The organism is Pseudomonas sp. V88_4 (assembly GCF_029967985.1).
GTDB classification, from domain to species: domain Bacteria; phylum Pseudomonadota; class Gammaproteobacteria; order Pseudomonadales; family Pseudomonadaceae; genus Aquipseudomonas; species Aquipseudomonas glycinae.
Genome location: NZ_JASCAF010000032.1, coordinates 63,939 through 83,397, shown reverse-complemented (window position 1 = coordinate 83,397; position 19,459 = coordinate 63,939). Strand labels below are relative to the sequence as shown.

17 protein-coding genes are annotated in these 19,459 nt (G+C 63.1%); 15 read left to right on the top strand and 2 right to left on the bottom strand.

The window, feature by feature from the left end:
* Positions 1 to 26 precede the first annotated feature (26 nt).
* Complete coding sequence (locus QLG12_RS10710; RefSeq protein ID WP_282474463.1) at positions 27 to 974, bottom strand: transporter; 948 nt, start codon at positions 972 to 974, stop codon at positions 27 to 29.
* Positions 975 to 1,186: 212 nt separating this feature from the next.
* Here QLG12_RS10710 and QLG12_RS10705 point away from each other — a divergent pair, with 212 nt between their 5' ends.
* The 11 genes from QLG12_RS10705 (at position 1,187) to QLG12_RS10655 (ending at position 11,768) form a co-directional block, all read left to right on the top strand.
* Positions 1,187 to 2,221, top strand: coding sequence for an AraC family transcriptional regulator (locus tag QLG12_RS10705; RefSeq protein ID WP_282474462.1), 1,035 nt, complete (start codon positions 1,187 to 1,189; stop codon positions 2,219 to 2,221).
* A 56-nt stretch (positions 2,222 to 2,277) separates the two neighbouring features.
* Complete coding sequence (locus QLG12_RS10700; RefSeq protein ID WP_282474461.1) at positions 2,278 to 3,165, top strand: Dyp-type peroxidase; 888 nt, start codon at positions 2,278 to 2,280, stop codon at positions 3,163 to 3,165.
* A 16-nt stretch (positions 3,166 to 3,181) separates the two neighbouring features.
* Positions 3,182 to 4,150: a Gfo/Idh/MocA family oxidoreductase gene (locus QLG12_RS10695; RefSeq protein ID WP_282474460.1), complete on the top strand. Its 969-nt coding sequence runs from the start codon at positions 3,182 to 3,184 to the stop codon at positions 4,148 to 4,150.
* 95 nt (positions 4,151 to 4,245) lie between these two features.
* Positions 4,246 to 4,992: a GntR family transcriptional regulator gene (locus QLG12_RS10690; RefSeq protein ID WP_085603142.1), complete on the top strand. Its 747-nt coding sequence runs from the start codon at positions 4,246 to 4,248 to the stop codon at positions 4,990 to 4,992.
* 2 nt (positions 4,993 to 4,994) lie between these two features.
* On the top strand, positions 4,995 to 6,725 hold the full coding sequence (locus QLG12_RS10685) for a fumarate reductase/succinate dehydrogenase flavoprotein subunit (RefSeq protein WP_282474459.1): 1,731 nt from the start codon (positions 4,995 to 4,997) through the stop codon (positions 6,723 to 6,725).
* A gap of 25 nt (positions 6,726 to 6,750) precedes the next feature.
* Positions 6,751 to 6,996 (top strand): ferredoxin family protein, encoded by a 246-nt coding sequence (locus QLG12_RS10680; RefSeq protein ID WP_003225615.1) that lies wholly within the window; start codon positions 6,751 to 6,753, stop codon positions 6,994 to 6,996.
* Between the two features lie 252 nt (positions 6,997 to 7,248).
* Entirely contained in the window at positions 7,249 to 8,652 is a 1,404-nt protein-coding gene (locus QLG12_RS10675; protein WP_282474458.1) for an ABC transporter substrate-binding protein, read from the top strand.
* 251 nt (positions 8,653 to 8,903) lie between these two features.
* Positions 8,904 to 9,686 (top strand): ABC transporter permease, encoded by a 783-nt coding sequence (locus QLG12_RS10670; RefSeq protein ID WP_197867998.1) that lies wholly within the window; start codon positions 8,904 to 8,906, stop codon positions 9,684 to 9,686.
* On the top strand, positions 9,686 to 10,534 hold the full coding sequence (locus QLG12_RS10665) for an ABC transporter ATP-binding protein (protein WP_282474457.1): 849 nt from the start codon (positions 9,686 to 9,688) through the stop codon (positions 10,532 to 10,534). Before QLG12_RS10670 ends, QLG12_RS10665 begins: the two co-directional genes overlap by 1 nt.
* Entirely contained in the window at positions 10,531 to 11,493 is a 963-nt protein-coding gene (locus QLG12_RS10660) for a HEAT repeat domain-containing protein (protein ID WP_236192682.1), read from the top strand. Before QLG12_RS10665 ends, QLG12_RS10660 begins: the two co-directional genes overlap by 4 nt.
* The gene (locus QLG12_RS10655; RefSeq protein WP_197867995.1) at positions 11,490 to 11,768 is read left to right on the top strand and encodes a DUF971 domain-containing protein; all 279 of its coding nucleotides are present in this window, start codon (positions 11,490 to 11,492) and stop codon (positions 11,766 to 11,768) included. The genes QLG12_RS10660 and QLG12_RS10655 overlap by 4 nt, the downstream gene beginning before the upstream one ends.
* 37 nt (positions 11,769 to 11,805) lie before the next feature.
* On the opposite strand, the gene QLG12_RS10650 is transcribed toward QLG12_RS10655, so the two are convergent.
* On the bottom strand, positions 11,806 to 13,464 hold the full coding sequence (locus tag QLG12_RS10650; RefSeq protein WP_282474456.1) for a phosphoethanolamine--lipid A transferase: 1,659 nt from the start codon (positions 13,462 to 13,464) through the stop codon (positions 11,806 to 11,808).
* A 253-nt stretch (positions 13,465 to 13,717) separates the two neighbouring features.
* Between QLG12_RS10650 and lexA the strand changes: the two genes are divergently transcribed.
* The 4 genes from lexA to QLG12_RS10630 are packed head-to-tail and all read left to right on the top strand — an operon-like array spanning position 13,718 to position 19,449.
* Positions 13,718 to 14,335: a transcriptional repressor LexA gene (gene lexA, locus QLG12_RS10645; protein ID WP_197867993.1), complete on the top strand. Its 618-nt coding sequence runs from the start codon at positions 13,718 to 13,720 to the stop codon at positions 14,333 to 14,335.
* The gene (gene imuA / locus QLG12_RS10640) at positions 14,335 to 14,952 is read left to right on the top strand and encodes a translesion DNA synthesis-associated protein ImuA (protein WP_197867992.1); all 618 of its coding nucleotides are present in this window, start codon (positions 14,335 to 14,337) and stop codon (positions 14,950 to 14,952) included. Before lexA ends, imuA begins: the two co-directional genes overlap by 1 nt.
* 7 nt (positions 14,953 to 14,959) lie before the next feature.
* A complete protein-coding gene (locus QLG12_RS10635) occupies positions 14,960 to 16,375 on the top strand; it encodes a DNA polymerase Y family protein (protein ID WP_282474455.1) in 1,416 nt (471 codons plus the stop codon).
* Entirely contained in the window at positions 16,372 to 19,449 is a 3,078-nt protein-coding gene (locus tag QLG12_RS10630) for an error-prone DNA polymerase (protein WP_282474454.1), read from the top strand. The genes QLG12_RS10635 and QLG12_RS10630 overlap by 4 nt, the downstream gene beginning before the upstream one ends.
* Positions 19,450 to 19,459: the final 10 nt, after the last annotated feature.

Here is a 19,459-nt window from a genome sequence, read left to right as displayed (position 1 = left end):
CCGCCCTTTTTTTGCGGTTCTTTTATTTAAAAAGCATACGGAATACTCACCTTCGCCCACAGCATTTCCCCCTCTGGCCGGTTCTCCACGTCGAATTCCTTGGCCCAGCGGATCTCGGCGCTGGCGTACTTGAGGAAGGTGAAGTGCAGCGCCGGGCCGATGGCGAAGACCTTGCCGCGCACGCCGTCGTTCACGTCTTCGCCGGCGAATTGCACGGTGTGGCCGAACTGTTTGTCGTCGGTGGTCTGCTTGAGGTAGTAGCCGTTGATGCCGAGCATCAGGTCGTCGGTGATCTTGTAGCTGGCCGAGTAATCGAAGTGGAATATCTGCCCGGACTTGTAGTCGGTGTCCTTGTTCTTCTCGTTGAAGCTGTAGGTGGTTTTCATCGACACCTCGGTGCGCTCGGTCGGCAGCCAGGTGAAGGAGAACAGCGGTTTGTAGGTGTAGAAGTTGTTGCTGGTGTTGGCCAGCCGATCGACGCTGTATTCGCCGGTGGGCACGGTGATTTCCACCGCGGCGCCGAGGGTCAGATCCTTGCCCATGTCCCAAAGAATGATCGGCGCGATGGTGGTATCGCCCATGCCTTCACGGGTGTCGCTCAGGCCGAACACCGAGACTTCCTGCTTGAGCCACGGCTGGGCGATGTAACCGGCCAGACGCCCGCCGAAAATCCGCACCGGGCTCAGGTAATCGAGACGCGGGATGACGGCAGTGGATTCGATCTCGACATTCGGCACCTTGCCGCCGAGCGAACTGATGTTGAGCTTTCGTGACTTGTAATGGTTGTAGTAGAGGTTGAAGGCGACCATGTTCTCCGGAAGGCTGTCGACCTCCAGCGGCAGCATGAAGAAGCCGTCGGTGCCGGGGCCGATGTTGTCGACGCCGGCTTCGGTGGCCAGCACCGGCAGGGTCGCGGCGCAGCCGAGCAGGCTCAGCGCCAGTCGCACAGGGAATGTCGCGCGGTTCGGGGTCATGTCCGTCCTCATTATTATTGTGTTTTGGGCGCAACGCCGGCACGCAGGGTGCCCGGCCACGATAGAAATAAGCCCTTGGCGCACAACAGGGCAGGGTATTGGCGGACACGGAAGGGGGCTTCTGCGGACAGTCCGCCAACCCTGTGCTAACTTCCTTCGACATAACCGGTTACAAAAATAACAATTCAGCGTGATCCGGGATGTCAGCCTCCATGAACGTAAAAGTCCAAGACCCCACCTTCGAACTGGCGCTGGTGTCGCCATTTCTCCTGCAAACCCTGGCCGAAGTCGCCGCCAACAAGGGCGTCGAGCCGCAGAGTCTGTGCCGTGGCCTGGGTTTTGATTTCGAAGACTTGCAGGACCCTTCGCAGCGGATTTCCTATCGCCAGGCCGTGGCAATGATCCAGCGTGCGCTCAAGGCTTTGCCCAATCAGGGGCTGGGGCTGTGGGTCGGCGCGCAGAACGTGCTCGGTACGCTGGGTCTGCTCGGGCACGTGCTGTCGCTGTGCAAGACCTTGCGCGACGCGTTCGAAATCGGGGTCCGGCATCAGCACACGTCTGGCGGGATCGTGGTTTCCAGCGTTGATGTGGTGGGCGATCAGGTCTATGTCGATGTTGAGTGCAGGCTGCCGTTTGCCGAGGTGCAGGTGTTTGCCGTTGAAGAGTTTTTCGCCAGCCTGCTGGTCTATGGCCGGGCGCTGGTGGGCGAGACGTTCAAGCCGATAGCCGTGGAGTTCATGCACGCCGCGCCGGATTACGTCGATGAATACCGGCGGCTGCTGGGGCCGGAGGTGCGCTTCGGGTGCCTGCACAACCGCATGTTGATCGACGTGCAATGGCTGGATGTGAACCTGCCCAATCATCATTCGCTGGCGCTGCGTCAGGCAGTCAAGTTGCTGGAGCTGGAGGCGGCGCAGGTTCACCAGAAACTCGATCTGATCCAGGCGGTGGAGCGGGCGATTGCCCGTGACTTGAGCCGGGGCAGCCATATTGAAAAGATTGCCGGCGACTTGAACATCAGCAGCCGCACTTTGCGCCGGCGGCTGACTGAACACTCACTGACGTTCGAAGCATTGCTGGAGCAAGTGCGTCAGGCGCGCACCATGAGTTTGCTGGCTAATCCGAACATGCCGATCGAGCGGATTACCGAGGAAGTCGGCTACAGCGACGTGCGCAGCTTTCGCCGGGCGTTCAAGCGCTGGACGGGGAAGAGTCCGAGTGCTTGGCGCAGCGAGTGCGTCATCTGATCCCCCACAAACCCTCCGGCTACAGTTAAACTCCGCGCTCTTTCCAAGGAGTCGACATGAGTTACTACCAGCCGGGCATCCTCGCCACCCCAGTTCCGCCGCAAGCACGTCATCTGTTTTTCGCCCTTGAGTCGGTTGAAGCGCTGCCGCAGGCGATCGACAACCTGCTGAACCTGGTGGACGGCAAGTCGGCGGTGGTCGGTTTCGGTGAGTCCCTGGCCAAGGCCCTGAATGTGCACATCGACGGCCTGCGCAGCTTCCCCGCGCTGACTGGCGTTGGCGTGGAAAACCCGTCGACCCAGCACGCCCTGTGGGTCTGGCTGCACGGCGTCGACCGTGGCGATCTGCTCAACCGCAGCACCGCCCTTGAGGCCGCACTGGCCCCGGCGCTGCGTCTGGTGCAGATCCAGGAAGCCTTTCGCCACAAGGACGGCCATGATCTCACCGGTTATGAAGACGGCACCGAAAACCCGCATGACGAAGCCGCCATCGCCGCCGCACTGCAAAGTGACGGCGCGGACGGTCTGGTCGGTGGCAGCTTCGCCGCGATCCAGCAATGGCAGCACGACCTCAAGGGTTTCCATGCGTTGTCCGCCGAGGACAAGGACAACATCATGGGCCGTCGCCTGAGCGACAACGAAGAGATCGACGACGCTCCGGTGTCCGCCCACGTCAAACGCACCGCCCAGGAAAGCTTCGCCCCGGAAGCCTTCGTCGTGCGTCGTTCGATGCCGTGGATCGAAGGCGACCGCGCCGGCCTGATGTTCCTCGCGTTCGGTTTCTCCCTTGACGCCTTTGAAGCGCAACTGCGCCGCATGAGCGGTCTGGAAGACGGCATCACCGACGGTCTCTATCGCATCAGCCGGCCGATCACCGGCGGCTACTACTGGTGCCCGCCGCTCAAGGACGGCCACCTAGACCTGCGCGCCTTGCGCATCGGCTAAGACACAAGGAAGGGCGATGAACGTGGTGCGTTGGGGCATGATCGGTTGCGGCAGCGTTGCCGAACGCAAGAGTGGGCCGGCCTTCTACAAGGCGCCCGGCTCGGCGTTGGTGGCGGTGATGGGGCGACGTCTCGAAGCCGTGACCGATTACGCCACGCGCCACGGCATCGCCCGGACGTACACCGACGTCGACGCCCTGATCAACGACCCCGAGGTGGACGCGGTGTACATCGCCACGCCACCCGACAGTCACCACGCCTACAGCCTGAAAGTCGCCGCCGCCGGCAAGCATTGCTGCGTGGAAAAACCCATGGCGCTCAATGCCGGGCAAAGTCGCGAAATGCAGCAGGCGTTCGCCGAGGCTGGTTTGCACCTGTTCGTCTCCTATTACCGGCGTTCGTTACCGCGTTTCCAGCAGGTTCGGCAGTGGCTGGAGCAGGGCCGCATCGGCCAGGTGCGGCACCTGAGCTGGACGCTGACCAAGGCACCGTCGGCCAAGGATCTGGACGGCAGCGCAAACTGGCGCACCGATCCGGCGGTCGCCGGGGGCGGGTATTTTGCGGATCTGGCCAGCCATGGTTTTGACCTGTTCCAGTACCTGCTCGGCGACATCGTCGAAGTCGCCGGTTTCACCGCGCGTCAGGCCGGGTTGTACGCGGCGGAGGATGCGGTCAGCGCCAGTTGGCGATTCGCCTCGGGCGCGCTGGGCATGGGCTGCTGGAGCTTTGTTGCGGATCGCCGCGAGGATCGGGTCGAGATCATCGGCAGCCAAGGGAGGATCGGTTTTTCGGTGTTCGACGAGCATCCGGTCGAGCTGCATGCCGACGAGGACATCAGCCTGGAAATCCCCCATCACGAACACATCCAGTGGCATCACGTACTCGGCATGAACGCGCAGATTCGCGGTGAGTCCCGGCACCCGGCAATCGCCGCCGAAGCCCTGAAGACTGATTGGGTCATGGATCAGATCCTCAAGCGCCACTGAAGGCGCATCTAACCTTATGCTCATTCGGTATTTCTCAAGCTTGTCATAACGTCTCTAAGATCATGTCATAACTCGTTATAACAAGTGATCCCGTGATGACCGATAACGTTCTCTCTCTTGGCAGCGTCCCGCTGCACACCCAACTGCGCGACGTACTGCGCGCCCGGATTCTCGACGGCGAATACCCGCAGGACAGCCAGATGCCTTCCGAAAGCGAGCTTGGCACGCTGTTCAAGGTCAGCCGCATCACCGTGCGCCAGGCCCTGGGCGATCTGCAGAAAGAAGGGCTGATCTTCAAGATCCACGGCAAAGGCACCTTCGTCGCCAAACCCAAGACCTTTCAAAACGTCAGCACCCTGCAAGGCCTCGCCGAGTCCATGACCGGCCGTGGCTACGAGGTGATCAACCGTCTGCGCAGCTTCAAATTCATCGCCGCCGACAAACTGGTCGCCGAGCGTTTGCAGGTTGCCGAAGGCGAAATCGTCGCGCAGATCAAACGCGTACGGCTGATCAACCGCGAGCCGATTTCGCTGGAAATCACCTACCTGCCCAAAGCCGTCGGCGAGCGGCTGGAGAAGGCCGATCTGGTCACCCGCGACATCTTCCTGATCCTCGAAAACGACTGCGGCATCGCCCTCGGCCATGCCGATCTGGCCATCGACGCGGTGCTGGCCGACAGCGACCTGACCCAGGCACTGAACGTCGAGGCCGGCTCGCCGATCATGCGCATCGAGCGTCTGACCCACGACGCCAACGGCCAGCCGCTGGACTTCGAACACCTTTACTACCGTGGCGATGCGTTCCAGTACCGCCTGCGGATCGATCGGCAAAAAGGGGCCTGAACATGACCCGCAATACTCTCGAACAGGAATACGACATCGTCGTGATCGGCGGCGGCACCGCCGGCCCGATGGCCGCGATCAAGGCCAAGGAAAAGAACAAAGAGCTGCGCGTGTTGTTGGTGGACAAGGCCAACGTCAAGCGCAGCGGCGCGATCAGCATGGGCATGGACGGCCTGAACAACGCGATCATCCCCGGCCACTCGACCCCCGAGCAGTACACCAAGGAAATCACCATCGCCAACGACGGCATCGTCAATCAGGCGGCGGTGTACGCCTACGCGACGCACAGTTTTGAAACCATCGAGCAACTCGACCGCTGGGGCGTGAAGTTCGAGAAGGACGAAACCGGCGATTACGCGGTGAAGAAAGTCCACCACATGGGTGCGTATGTGCTGCCGATGCCGGAAGGGCACGACATCAAGAAAGTCCTGTATCGCCAGTTGAAGCGTGCTCGGGTGAGCATCACCAACCGACTGGTCTGCACCCGTTTGCTGACCGACGAGGAGGGCGCGGTCAACGGCGTGATGGGTTTTGACTGCCGCACCGCCGACTTCCATGTGATCAAGGCCAAGGCTGTGATTCTTGCTTGCGGCGCTGCCGGGCGACTCGGTCTGCCGTCCTCGGGTTACCTGATGGGCACCTACGAAAACCCGACCAACGCTGGCGACGGTTATGCGATGGCGTATCACGCCGGGGCCGAACTGGCGAACCTCGAGTGCTTCCAGATCAACCCGCTGATCAAGGACTACAACGGCCCGGCCTGCGCCTACGTCACCGGCCCGCTCGGTGGCTACACCGCCAACAACAAGGGCGAACGCTTCATCGAGTGTGACTACTGGAGCGGGCAGATGATGTGGGAGTTCCACCAGGAACTGGAGAGCGGCAACGGTCCGGTGTTCCTCAAGCTCGATCACCTGGCCGAGGAAACCATCCAGAACATCGAGGAAATCCTGCACAGCAACGAGCGCCCGAGTCGCGGCCAGTTCCACGCCAATCGCGGCACCGACTACCGCACGCAGATGGTCGAGATGCACATCTCGGAAATCGGTTTTTGCAGCGGCCACTCGGCGTCCGGCGTGTGGGTCAATGAGCGCGCCGAAACCTCGGTGAAAGGTTTGTACTCGGCCGGTGACATGGCCGCCGTGCCGCACAACTACATGCTTGGCGCGTTCACCTACGGCTGGTTCGCGGGTCACAACGCGGCAGAGTTTGTCGCCGGGCGCGAGTTCTCTGCGCTGGATGCCGAGCAGATCGCGAAGGAAAAAGCTCGGGTCTACGCACCGCTGGATCGCGAACACGGTCTGCCGCCGGCGCAGGTCGAGTACAAGCTGCGGCGCTTCGTCAACGACTACCTGCAACCGCCGAAAGTGACCAAGAAGATGGAAATCGGCCTGCAACGCTTCAGCGACATCGAACGCGATCTCGACGAAATGAAGGCCAACAACGCCCACGAACTGATGCGCGCCATGGAAACCAGCGTGATCCGCGACTGCGCCGAAATGGCCGCCCGCGCTTCGCTGTTCCGCGCCGAAAGTCGCTGGGGCCTGTACCACTACCGCGTCGATCACCCGCAACGGGACGACCGCGAATGGTTCTGCCACTGCCATCTGAAGAAGGGTGAGGACGGGCGCATGACCAGTTTCAAGAAAGCCGTCGAGCCTTACATCATCCCCCTCGATGCCGAGGAAATGCAGGCCTACGACCGTTTGCGGGTCGGTGCTTTCGCCGCTTGAGGCATCACTAGAGAGAGTCCGAACCATGGCCTACCAAGCCCAGGAAATTTTCTTCCGTTCCAATGCTCCCGTCACTGTGGACGAGGACAAGTGCATCGCCGAAAAGGGCTGCACCGTGTGCGTCGACGTCTGCCCGATGGACCTGCTGGCGATCAACCCGGCCACGCAAAAGGCTTACATGGCGTTCGACGAATGCTGGTACTGCATGCCGTGCGAAAAGGACTGCCCGACCGGCGCCGTCAAAGTGGACATCCCTTACTTACTGCGTTGACTGAATGGACGCCATCGCTGGCAAGCCAGCTCCCACAAATTCGTGGGTGTTCGCTAAATCTTTGTCCCACTGAAAATCCCTGTGGGAGCTGCGGTGCGACGATTCGACTTGCCAGCGATGAGGCCACCCCAGACAGCACAAAAGCCATCCGTAAACCCCGGACGCTGGATTCACCCAATACCCCTCGTTTCCCACCGCGCCCTGATCGCGGCGGAGACGAACATCCTGTAAATGATTCGAGGGGATTCAACCATGTTGCGTGCAGCAATCGCCGGTCTGGTACTGGCTTCGTTCACCCTGTCGGCCTCGGCCGAAACCATCCGCATCGCCATTGGCACCCAGGACACCACCATCAACTGCGCCGCCGGCGGCCTGTTGATCCGCGAGCTGGGTCTGCTCGACAAATACCTGCCTCACGACGGTGCCTACAAAGACGCCAAATATGACGTGCAGTGGAAAAACTTCACCAGCGGCGCACCGCTGACCAACGAGATGGTCGCCGGCAAACTCGACTTCGGCGCCATGGCCGATTTCCCCGGTGCGTTCAACGGCGTGGCGTTTGAAACCGCCGGCAAACACAGCCTGTTCATCAGCGTGCTGTCGGGCAGCATCAAGGGCAGCGGCAACGGCATCGTGGTGCCGAGCGCGTCCGGCGTGCAGTCGCTGAGCGAGCTCAAGGGCAAAACCATTTCCGTGCCGTTCGCCTCCACCGCCCACGGCATGTTGCTGCGCGCGGTGGCGGAGCAAGGATGGGATCCGCTGAAGGATGTGAACATCATTGCCCAGCCGCCAGAGGTTGCGGGCTCGGCCTTGCAGGCCGGCAAGATCGATGCTCACGCCGACTTCGTGCCGTTCGCCGAACTGTTCCCGAGCCGTGGCTTCGCCCGCAAGATCTACGACGGCGCCCAGGCCAATGCGCCGACCTTCCACGGTGCGCTGGTGGATCAGGCCTACGCGAAAAAGTACCCGGAAATCGTCGTCGCTTACCTGCGCGCCAGCATCGAGGCCAATCAACTGCTGGCCGCCGAACCGGAGAAATACAGCGAACTGATCGCCAAGGTCACCGGCGTCGATGCCGAGGTCAACTACCTGTTCCACGGCCCGCTCGGCGTGCAGACCCGCGACCTGAGCTGGAAACCGGAGTATCGCCAGGCCGTGGGCACTGCCATCGATACGCTGAAGTTGCTGAAGAAGGCCGATCGCGGGCTCGACCTGAACACCTTCATCGACGATCAGTACATCCGCGCGGCGTTCAAGGCTTCGAATCTGGATTACACGGCGCAACTGGCCAACTACGCGCAGACGCCGTTGAAGTCTGTCGACGCGGTGACCGGGAAAGCGATTTCGGACTTCAGTCATGTCGCGGAAATCTGGGTGCGCGGTGAGGACAAGGTCCGGCGCTATGCCTCGGCTGAGGAGGCGTTTACCGCGTTGGCCGGTCTGAAATCGGAAGGCAAAAACATCCGGGCGGTGTATGCCCAGGCGAGTGACAGCGGGATCAAGTTGCTGGCGGAGCAGGCGTGGTTTGCCAGTGATGCGAAGGGGCGCCTCAGCGCGTTCCTGCTAAAAGGCCAGGCCCAGCAATTCGCCACGGCTCAGGGCGGCAAAGTCCTCGACTTTACCGACGCTACCACCCAGGCCGTGGCCACCCGCTAACAGCAGATCAAAAGCCCCTCACCCTAACCCTCCCGAAACGTCGGACCGCCCGGAGGGAGAGGGGACTGACCGAGGTGTTTGGTAGAGGTACGCCGACCTGTAAATCTGAGGTCGAACTCGGGTTTGAAAACAGCCGAGATCTGCTCCCTTTCCCCCTCGCCCCCTTGGGGGCGGTCCGACGTTTCGGGAGGGCTGGGGTGAGGGGGGGCGATCTCAGCCATCACACCGCTCCAAAACTGGAAACCCGATCCATGAAAATCCCGAAAGCCCGCTGGACCACCAGAGCAACCTCCATAGCGTTCTGCCTACTCTTCTGGCAACTAGCCGCCAGCCACCACTGGAATCTCGGCCTCGTGACCTTCGCCAACGTCCCCACCCCGTTGGCCGTGATCGAAGCCGCTCTGGGCCTCGGCGACTCCGGCAAGCTCATCCAGCACCTGAGCGCCAGCCTCGGCCGGGTGTTCGCCGGCTACCTCGGCGCACTCGTAATCGGCATCGCCCTGGGCCTGGCCATCGGCCGTTCGAAATGGGCCGAAGACCTGCTGCTGCCACCGCTGGAAGTGCTGCGCCCGATTCCCGCCGTGGCATGGATTCCACTCGCCATCCTGATGTTCCCGTCGTCGGAACTGTCGATGGTGTTCATCACCTTCACCGGCGCGCTGTTCCCGATCCTGCTCAACACCGTGCACGGCGTCGAAGGCGTCGACCCGCGGCTGATCGCCTCGGCCAAAAGCCTCGGGGCAGGGCGTCGGGCGATCCTGCTGGAAGTGATCCTGCCGGGTGCCGCACCGAGCATCATCACCGGCCTCGCCATCGGCATGGGCACGTCGTGGTTCTGTCTGGTGACCGCCGAAATGATCTCCGGCCAGTTCGGCATCGGTTACTACACTTGGGAGTCTTACACCATCCAGAACTATGCGGACATCGTGGTCGGCATGTTGCTGATCGGCGTGTTGGGCATGGGCAGCAGCCTGCTGATCAAACGCCTGGGCGGGCTGTTCACGCCCTGGCACCGACCACGAGGAAAAGCCTGATGAGCGTGATGCAAACCCCGGAAGGGCGGATCGATATCCGCCAGTTGTCCATCGTCCTCGGCGAAGGCCGGCAAGCGTTTGAAGCGGTGCAGGGCCTGGACTGCCAGATCGAGCCGGGCCAGTTCGTGTGCATTCTCGGCCCCTCCGGTTGCGGCAAGTCGACTTTGCTCGGCGCATTGGCCGGGCATCTTCAGCCCCATGGCGGGCAGTTGAAAGTCGACGGCGCCGATGTGTCCGGCCCGTCGCCACAGCGCGGCATGGTGTTCCAGCATCACACGTTGTTTCCGTGGCGCACGGTGCGCGACAACGTTGCCTTCGGCCTGAAGATGCGCGGCATCGGCAAAGCCGAGCGCCATCGCGCTGCCGATGAAATCCTCAAACTGGTCGGCCTCGAAGGTTTCGCCGAACGCTGGCCGGATCAACTGTCCGGCGGCATGCAGCAACGGGTTGAGATCGCCCGGGTGCTGGTCAATCGGCCACGGCTGTTGCTGATGGACGAGCCCTTCGGCGCACTGGACGCATTGACCCGGCTGAACATGCAGGAACTGCTGCTGGACATCTGGGCGCGGATTCGCACCACCGTGGTGTTCGTCACCCATGACATCGACGAAGCGTTGTTCCTCGCCGATCGCTTGCTGGTGATGAGCGCGCGGCCGGGGCGGATCATCGAAGACTTGCGCCTGGATTTCCCCCGGCCACGCACCACCGAACTGGTGACCAGCCACGAACTCTCGCGCCTCAAGCGCCACTGCCTCGACCTGCTGCGCCACGACAACGACCGACCGCTGCCGCGCCTCAATCCGCTCGGTTTGCCTCCTGAAAACTCCTTGCCGAGATTTGCCCTGTGACCTCATTTTTTGCTGTGACCGATAACGACGACATTCTCGCCCTGCAACCGCGCCTGACCGCCGATGACGCCGGTGTACGGCGGATTGCCCTGATCGACCTGGCTGACCTCGAAGAACCGGACGGTCTGCTCTGGCTGGTCGAGCGCCTGGCCGAAGACCCCGCCGAAGAAGTGCGTGCCGAAGCGGCACGTTTGCTGGAGGCCTGGGAAGACGAGCCGGTGGTTGAAGCGCTGTGCCAGGCGCTGACGGATCCGTCGCCGGCAGTGCAAGCCGCTGCGGCGCAGAGCCTGAGCCTGCTCAAGACCGAAGCGGCGGGCAGGGTGATTCTGCCGTGGACCGCCCATGCCGAAACCGGCGTGCGGATTGCCGCGTTCCGGGCCTTGCGCGAGTTGCGTTTCCCCGGCGCAGCGCCGGCCGCGATTCAGGCGCTGTACGATGCCGACGCCAGTGTCCGTCGCGAAGCCGTCGGCGTGCTTGGCTGGCTCAAGCAACTCGACGCGTTGCCAGCCTTGGCCCGCCTGGCGAGTGATGACCCGGACACCGAAGTACGCCGTGCCGCCACCGGCGCCCTGGGTCTGGCGAGTGACGCCGAAGTGCTGCCCGCGTTGCGTCAAGCCTTGCAGGATCAGGCCTGGCAAGTGCGCGAAGAAGCCGCGACCACCCTTGGCAAGGTCGGCCATACCGACGCGGGCCCGGCGCTGATCGAAGCCTTGGCCGACGACTACTGGCAAGTACGCCTGCGCGCGACCCGCAGCCTCGGGCGACTCAAGTACGTCGCAGCCCTCGACGCCCTGATCGACACCCTCGGCCATCGCATCAGCAACCTGCGCAAGGAAGCCGCGCTGGCCCTCGGCGAACTGAACGATCGCGGGGCCGTGGCCGCGTTGCAGGCCGCGCAGGACGACGGCGACCCGGAAGTGCGCAAAGCCGTGCGGATTGCCTTGAGTCAGCTGCAATGAATCCGCTGTCGGTCGGTAATTCTCAAACTGAGCACCGGTTGCGGCTGAGCTGGCCGGATGGCCGCGAGCAGCTTCTTGACCATGCCGAACTGCGCCGCCAATGCCCGTGCTCGCAATGCCGGGCGTTTCGCCTGCGGGGCTCGCCGCCAATGGTTGACCCGCGTGTGCGGGTCACCGAATTGAACGCTCAGGGCTACGGCCTGCAACTGGTGTTCAGCGACGGCCACCAGCGCGGGATCTATCCGTGGCAATACCTGGCGCAGCTCAGTTCTTGAGAATATCGCTTCCCCTGTGGGAGCTTCGATGTCTGAATTATTGCCCGGCAGTCATCGCCGGCCGACAACCATGGAAAATATCCAGCCCCGGCTGATACAGCGACGTCCTGACTTCGAACAACCCGAGCACCGAATGGAACAGGTTGTCGTGGCTCAGATCCGGCTGGCTGCTTTTGCCTTGCAGGCAGCCACGGTCGATGCCCAGTTGCGCCAGGGTGTTGTTGCCGAACCACATCACCATCGGCACATGGGTCTGGGCTTCCGGCGCCAGCGCATAGGGCGCGGCGTGCAGGTACAGTCCGTTCTCGCCCAGCGATTCGCCATGGTCGGACACGTACAGCATCGACGTATCGAGATGGTCCTGATTGCGCTTGAGCAGCTCGATCACCTTGGCGAGGAAATGGTCGGTGTAGAGGATCGTGTTGTCGTAGACGTTGACCAGTTCGTCACGGCTGCAGCTGCCCAGTTGATTGGTGTGGCAGATCGGTTTGAAGCGCTCCATGTCCTTGGGATAGCGCTCGTAGTATTCCGGGCCGTGGCTGCCGTCGGCGTGCAGGACGATGATCGCGTTGCCCTTGAGGCTGTCGATGTAGCCTTGCAGGTCGGCCAAAAGCGCTTCGTCGAGGCAGTTGTTGCCGTCGCAGAACGGCCCCGGCTGGTTCTTCGAGATGTCGCGGTTCGGCACCCGCAGGCAAGTGCCCTTGCAGTCGCTGTTGTTGTCCAGCCACAGCACTTGCACGCCGGCCCGTTGCAGGATGTCCAGCAGGCCTTCGTAGGTTTTGCCTTTCTTGTCGCTGTAGTCCTCGCGCGGGAACATCGAGAACATGCACGGCACCGACACCGCCGTCGAAGTGCCACAGGAATGCACTTGGGTGAAATTGAGGATGTCGAGTTTGCTCAGCTCGGGGTTGGTCTCGCGCTCATAGCCGTTGAGCGAGAAATGGTCGGCCCGTGCGGTTTCGCCGACCACGAACACCATCAGCGATTTCTTCTCGCGACCGGCCGCCTTGGCGCTCATCACCGCGTCTTCGCCGATGGCCTGCACCACGAAATGCTTTTTGATCCCCAGCCGCTGCTTGGTGTATTTGCTGATCGCGTAGATGTAGTTGGTCGGGTTGATGAAGTGGGTGAGCTTGTCTTCCTCGCGAAAGATCGGTGCGTAGGTCGAATAGAACGCGCCCACCGAAGCGCCGATCACCAGCACACAGGCCACAATCACCAGCACCTTGTTCAGCAAGCCCCGAAAGAACGGCCGATACACCACCGGCCAGCGCCAGATCAGCATGGCCGGCAACACACCGAGCAACAGCACGTAAGCCAGCAGTTTGCCGCTGAACAGCGCCGTGGCTTCCCCGGGATTGGTTTCGAACACGTTCTGGATCATCACCGTGTCGATGGTGATGCCGTACTCGTTCATGAAATACGCGGCGCAGGCCGAGAGCAGGGCCACCAGGGTCAACGCCGGTTTCAGCGTCCAGCGAAACGACACCAGGGTCAGCAGCAGGGTGATCGCTGCCCAGAGAAACAGCCCGAAAGACGCGAAAAACGCAAGTTTGTGCGCACCTTGCAAGGTGATCAGCGTTCCCAGTGCTTTCCAGGTCGCCAGGTTGTACAGCGCCACCAGTGCCAGGGAAAACAGCAGCACCAGGCGGGTCGGAGTGATGACTGGCAAGCGCAGTCCTTTGCCCAAAGCCATTTGAATCGTTCCTCTACAGATAGAAAACACATACGGATGTGCTCCTAACTGTAGAAGAAGATTGGTAAAAATTTTGTAAACATCCGGTAATGATTTTTCAGCAATTCCTGGCGTAGCTCAGGTGGCCGTTGAACGACTCCGACAGAGATAAGGCGAGGTAATCAACGTTTTGTCATCGACGTTGAGCACCGCGTGATGAAGTCGGACCGAGCTGACTGGCGGTGCTTGTCAGGAAATTCCCATAGGAGTACAAATGTACTCCATGACGACTCTGACTCCCCGCCGTACCGCCATCCTGACCTTTATCCGCGAACGCATCGCCGAACACGGTCAGCCTCCAAGCCTCGCTGAAATCAGCGAGGCTTTTGGTTTTGCCTCCCGCAGCGTGGCGCGCAAGCATGTGCTGGCGCTCACCGAAGCCGGGTTTATCGAGGTCAACCCGCATCAGGCCCGGGGCATTCGCCTGCTCGGGCAGCCGGCGCGGCCGGAATTGCGCGAAGTCCCGGTGCTCGGCCGGGTGGCCGCCGGTGCGCCCATCGGCGCCGATGCCGACCTGCACAATCGGCTGATGCTCGATCCCGCGCTGTTCTCCCGCACGCCCGACTACATGCTGCGGGTGCAGGGCGATTCGATGATCGAGGACGGCATTCTCGACGGCGATCTGGTCGGCGTGCGACGCAACCCCGAAGCGCTCAACGGCCAGATCGTGGTGGCGCGGCTCGACGGCGAGGTCACGATCAAACGCTTCGAGCGGGTCGGCGATGAGGTTCGCCTGTTGCCGCGCAACCCGGCGTACCAGCCGATTGTGGTGCGGGCCGATCAGGACCTGGCCATCGAAGGGGTGTTCTGCGGTCTGGTGAGGCAAGGCTGATGGGTGCCGTCGTTGCGCTGGATACGCTGTTCAATGGCGGCCAGGTCTGGAAGGGCCGGCCTGCGCCACCGGCCACCAGCCCGCAACCCACCGGGCACGCGGCGCTGGATGCGGCCTTGCCCAGTGGCGGCTGGCCGGAAGCGGCACTGAGCGAAATCCTCCTGGCCGGGCCCGGTGTCGGCGAACTGCAACTGGTGTGGCCGACGTTGGCGCGGCTGTCGGCGGCGGGGGAGCGCATCGTGCTGGTGGCGCCGCCGTTTGTGCCGTACCCGCAGGCCTGGGCCAATGCCGGGGTCGATCTGCGGCAGTTGTCGGTGATCCAGGCCAGCGAGCGCGATGCGTTGTGGGCGGCGGAACAATGCCTGCGCTCGGGCAGTTGCGGCGCGGTGCTGTGCTGGCCGCACAAGGCCGATGACCGCGCCTTGCGCCGTTTGCAGGTGGCGGCGGAAACCGGCCAGACCCTGGCGTTCGCGTGGCGGCCCTTGAGCGAAGCGGTCAACCCGTCGCCAGCCGCGTTGCGCATCGCCATTGATGCCCGCCCGGCGCAATTGCGCGTGCTCAAGTGCCGGGGTGGTCTGGCGCGCAGCGCACCGATTGCCTTCACCGTGGGGCATTGAGGTCGCCATGCGCTGGGTTTGTATTCTGTTCCCGCAATTGGCCCTCGACGCCGTGCTGCGCCAGCGCCCCGATCCCGAGCAGCCCTTGGCGCTGCTCAGCGGCCCGGCCCAACGCCGGGTGCTGCAAGCGGTCAACCCGGCGGCGCGGGCCCTGGGCTTGCGTCCGGGGCAGTCGATGACCGCCGCGCAGGCCATGAGCAAAGGGTTCGCCACCGTCGATTACGATTCGGCCGAGGTCGAGCACTGGCAGCAGTTTCTCGCCGCCTGGGCCTATCGTTTCAGCGCCCAGGTCAGCGTGCATTATCCGCGCACCGTGGTGTTCGAGATCGAATCGAGCCTCGGGCTGTTCGGTTCCTGGGCGCAGTTCGAGGCGCGATTGCGCACGGAGCTGACGGAGCTGGGTTTTCGGCACCGCATCGTCGCCGCGCCCAACCCGGTGGCGGCGCGGGTGTTGGCCAACGCCTACGACGGACTGGTGGTGCCCGACGGTGAAGCCCTGCGCTATCACCTCGGCCAACTGCCGGTCGATCGCATCGGCCTTGAACCGAGCGTGGCCACGGCGCTGTCGCGCATGGGCCTGCGTAACCTGCATCAGGTGCAGAACCTGCCGCGTCAGGCCCTGGCCCGGCGTTTCGAGGCACCGATGCTCAAGCACTTGGACACGCTGTTCGGCGCACGGCCGCTGGCGCTGGCGTTCTACCTGCCGCCGGATCGTTTCGACGTGCGCATCGAACTCAATTTCGACGTGCAGTCCCATCAGGCGCTGCTGTTCCCCTTGCGCCGCCTGACGTCCGATCTGGCGGCTTTTTTGTGCGGGCGCGACAGCGGCGTGCAGCGCTTCGATCTGCACCTGGAACATGCGGGGTTGCCGGACACGCTGATCAAGGTCGGCCTGCTCAGCGCCGAACGCGATCCGGCGATGCTCTTTGAACTGGCCCGTGGCCGACTGGAGCAGGTGCAGGTTGAAGCCCCGGTGCGCGGCTTTCGTCTGCGCGCCGAGGATCTGCCGAGTTTCGTGCCGCAGTTTCAGGAACTGTTCGACGACCGTCCGCAGCAGACCTTGCCCTGGGAGCAATTGCGCGAACGCCTGCGTGCGCGGCTGGGGGATGAGGCGGTGCAGGGCCTGCGCTTTCAGGCCGATCATCGTCCGGAGTGCACGTGGCAGAACGCCGATGACAAGCAGCGTTGCCCTGCATTGCCGGGTGTGCAGCGTCCGGGCTGGTTGTTGGGCGAACCGCAATCCGTGCCCGAAGGTTCGGCGCGCATCCTCATGGGCCCGGAACGCATCGAGTCCGGCTGGTGGGACGGTGACGACGTGCGCCGCGACTATTACCTGATCCAGAACCGCGCCGGCCAGCAAGGCTGGGCGTACCGCGCTGTGGGTGAGGACGGTCCGTTGTGGCTGCAGGGCTGGTTCGCATGAACCAGGGTTATGCCGAGCTGCACTGCCTGTCGAACTTCAGTTTCCAGCGCGGTGCGTCCAGTGCGCTGGAGCTGTTTCAGCGCGCGAAAAAGCACGGCTATCAGGCGCTGGCGATTACCGATGAATGCACCCTCGCCGGGATCGTCCGTGCCTGGCAAGCGGCGAAGTCCGTGGAGCTGCCGCTGATCATCGGCAGCGAAATCCGCATCGAGAACGGCCCGAAACTGGTGTTGCTGGTGGAGAGCATCGAGGGTTATCAGGCGCTGTGCGGCTTGATCACCCAGGCTCGGCGGCGTACCCGGAAAGGTCAGTATCAAATACTGCGCGAGGACTTCAGCGAACCGTTGCCGGGATTGCTGGTGCTGTGGGTGCCGGAGGCGGTCGATGACGTGGAAGAGGGCCGTTGGCTGAAGCAGACCTTCGGCGAGCGGCTGTGGCTGGCGGTGCAGTTGCATCGCGGGCAGAACGATCGGCAACGGCTGGCCGCGCTGTTGAGTCTGACGGATGAACTGCAGATTCCAGCGGTGGCCAGCGGCGATGTGCACATGCACGCCCGTGGCCGGCGAGCCCTGCAGGACACCATGACCGCGATCCGCCATCACGTCCCGGTGGCCGAGGCCGGATTGCGCCTGCACCCCAACGGCGAGCGGCATTTGCGCAGCCTCGATGTGTTGCGCGAGTTGTATCCGCAGACCTTGCTGGACGAATCGGTAAAGCTGGCCCGGCGCTGCACCTTTGATCTGGGCGAGTTGCGCTATCAATACCCCAAAGAGCTGGTGCCCGAGGAACACAGCGCCAGTTCCTGGCTGCGCCACCTGACCGAACAAGGCATCGCCTGGCGCTGGCCGAAAGGCGCACAGCCCAAGGTGCTCAAGCAGATCGACGATGAGCTGAAGCTGATCGCCGAACTCGGCTACGAAAGCTATTTCCTCACCGTGCACGACGTGGTGCGCTTCGCCCGTGAGCAGAAAATTCTCTGTCAGGGCCGAGGTTCGGCGGCCAACTCGGCGGTGTGTTTTGCCCTGGGCATCACCGAAATCGACCCGGACCGCACCACGCTGCTGTTCGAGCGTTTCATGTCGAGGGAGCGCAACGAACCGCCGGACATCGACGTGGATTTCGAGCACGAACGCCGGGAAGAAGTCCTGCAATATGTGTTTCGTCGTTATGGTCGCCGTCGTGCGGCGCTGACTGCGGTGGTCAGCACCTACCACGCCTCCGGTGCGATCCGCGATGTGGCCAAGGCGCTGGGCTTGCCGCCAGACCAGATCAATGCGCTGGCCGACTGCTGCGGTCACTGGAGCGATGAAACGCCACCCGTGGAGCGCGTGCGCGAAGGCGGTTTCGACCCCGAAAGCCCGCTGCTGCACCGGGTGCTGAGCCTGACCGGGCAACTGATCGGCTTCCCCCGGCACCTGTCGCAGCACCCCGGTGGTTTCGTGATATCCGAGCAACCGCTGGACACGCTGGTGCCGGTGGAAAACGCCGCCATGGCCGATCGCACGATCATTCAGTGGGACAAGGACGATCTCGATGCGGTCGGCCTGCTTAAGGTGGATATCCTCGCCCTCGGCATGCTCAGCGCGATCCGCCGCTGTTTCGACCTGCTGCGCCGTCATCGCCATCAGGACCTGAGCCTGGCCACCATCCCGCCTGAGGATCGCCCGACCTACGACATGATCAGCCGCGCCGACACCATCGGCGTGTTCCAGATCGAATCCCGTGCGCAGATGTCGATGCTGCCGCGTTTGCGCCCGCAAACCTTCTACGACCTGGTGATCGAGGTGGCCATCGTCCGGCCGGGGCCGATCCAGGGCGGGATGGTTCATCCGTACCTGCGCCGTCGGAATCAGGAGGAAGAGGAAACCTATCCGTCACCGGAGCTGGAAGTGGTGCTCAAGCGCACCCTCGGGGTGCCGCTGTTTCAGGAACAGGTGATGCAGATCGCCATCGTTGCCGCCGACTACAGCCCCGGCGAGGCTGACCAGTTGCGCCGCTCCATGGCCGCGTGGAAACGCCACGGCGGACTGGAACCGCACAAGGAACGGCTGGCCGCCGGCATGAAGAAAAACGGCTACAGCCCGGAATTCGCCGCGCAGATCTTCGAGCAGATCAAGGGCTTCGGCAGTTACGGTTTCCCTGAATCCCACGCTGCCAGTTTTGCCTTGCTGACCTATGCCAGTTGCTGGCTCAAGTGCCATGAACCGGCGGCGTTCGCCTGTGCGCTGATCAACAGCTGGCCGATGGGTTTCTACAGTCCGGATCAGATTCTTCAGGATGCGCGCCGGCATCATTTGCAGATCCGTCCGGTGGACGTGCGCGCCAGTGACTGGGATTGCAGCCTGGAGCCGATTGCCGGCGAGCAACCGGCCATCCGCATGGGCCTGCGGATGATCAAGGGCTTTCGCGAGGAAGATGCGCGCAGCATTGAAAGCGCTCGGGCGAGGGGGGCGTTTGCCGATGTCGCCGATCTGGGCGAACGGGCCGGGCTCGACAGTCGGACCCAGGCACTGCTGGCGGACGCCGGAGCGCTACGCGGTCTGGCCGGTCATCGTCATCGGGCACGCTGGGAAGTGGCCGGGGTGCAGAAGCAGCTCGGGTTGTTTGCCGGCTTGCCGAGTCAGGAGGAGCCGGATGTGTTGCTGCCGACGCCGAGTGTCAGCGAAGACCTGTTTACCGACTACGTCACCCTTGGCACCACGCTGGGGCCGCACCCGCTGACGTTGTTGCGCAACGAATTGCGGGCGCGGCGCTGCCGCAGTTCCCGGGAGTTGCTGGAGGTCGAGCACGGCCGGCCGGTCAGCGTGGCGGGGCTGGTGACCGGTCGCCAGCGGCCGGGCACTGCCAGTGGCGTGACCTTTGTGACCCTGGAAGACGAGTTCGGCAACGTCAACGTGGTGGTCTGGCGCGATCTGGCCGAGCGCCAGCGCCAGGTGCTGGTGGGCTCGCAACTGCTCAAGGTCGATGGCCGTTGGGAGCGGGAAGGCGAGGTGCGGCATCTGATTGCCGGACGCTTGAGCGATCTGACTCCGCTGCTCAACGGCATCCGCGTACAGAGCCGCGACTTCCACTGACAACCCGAAC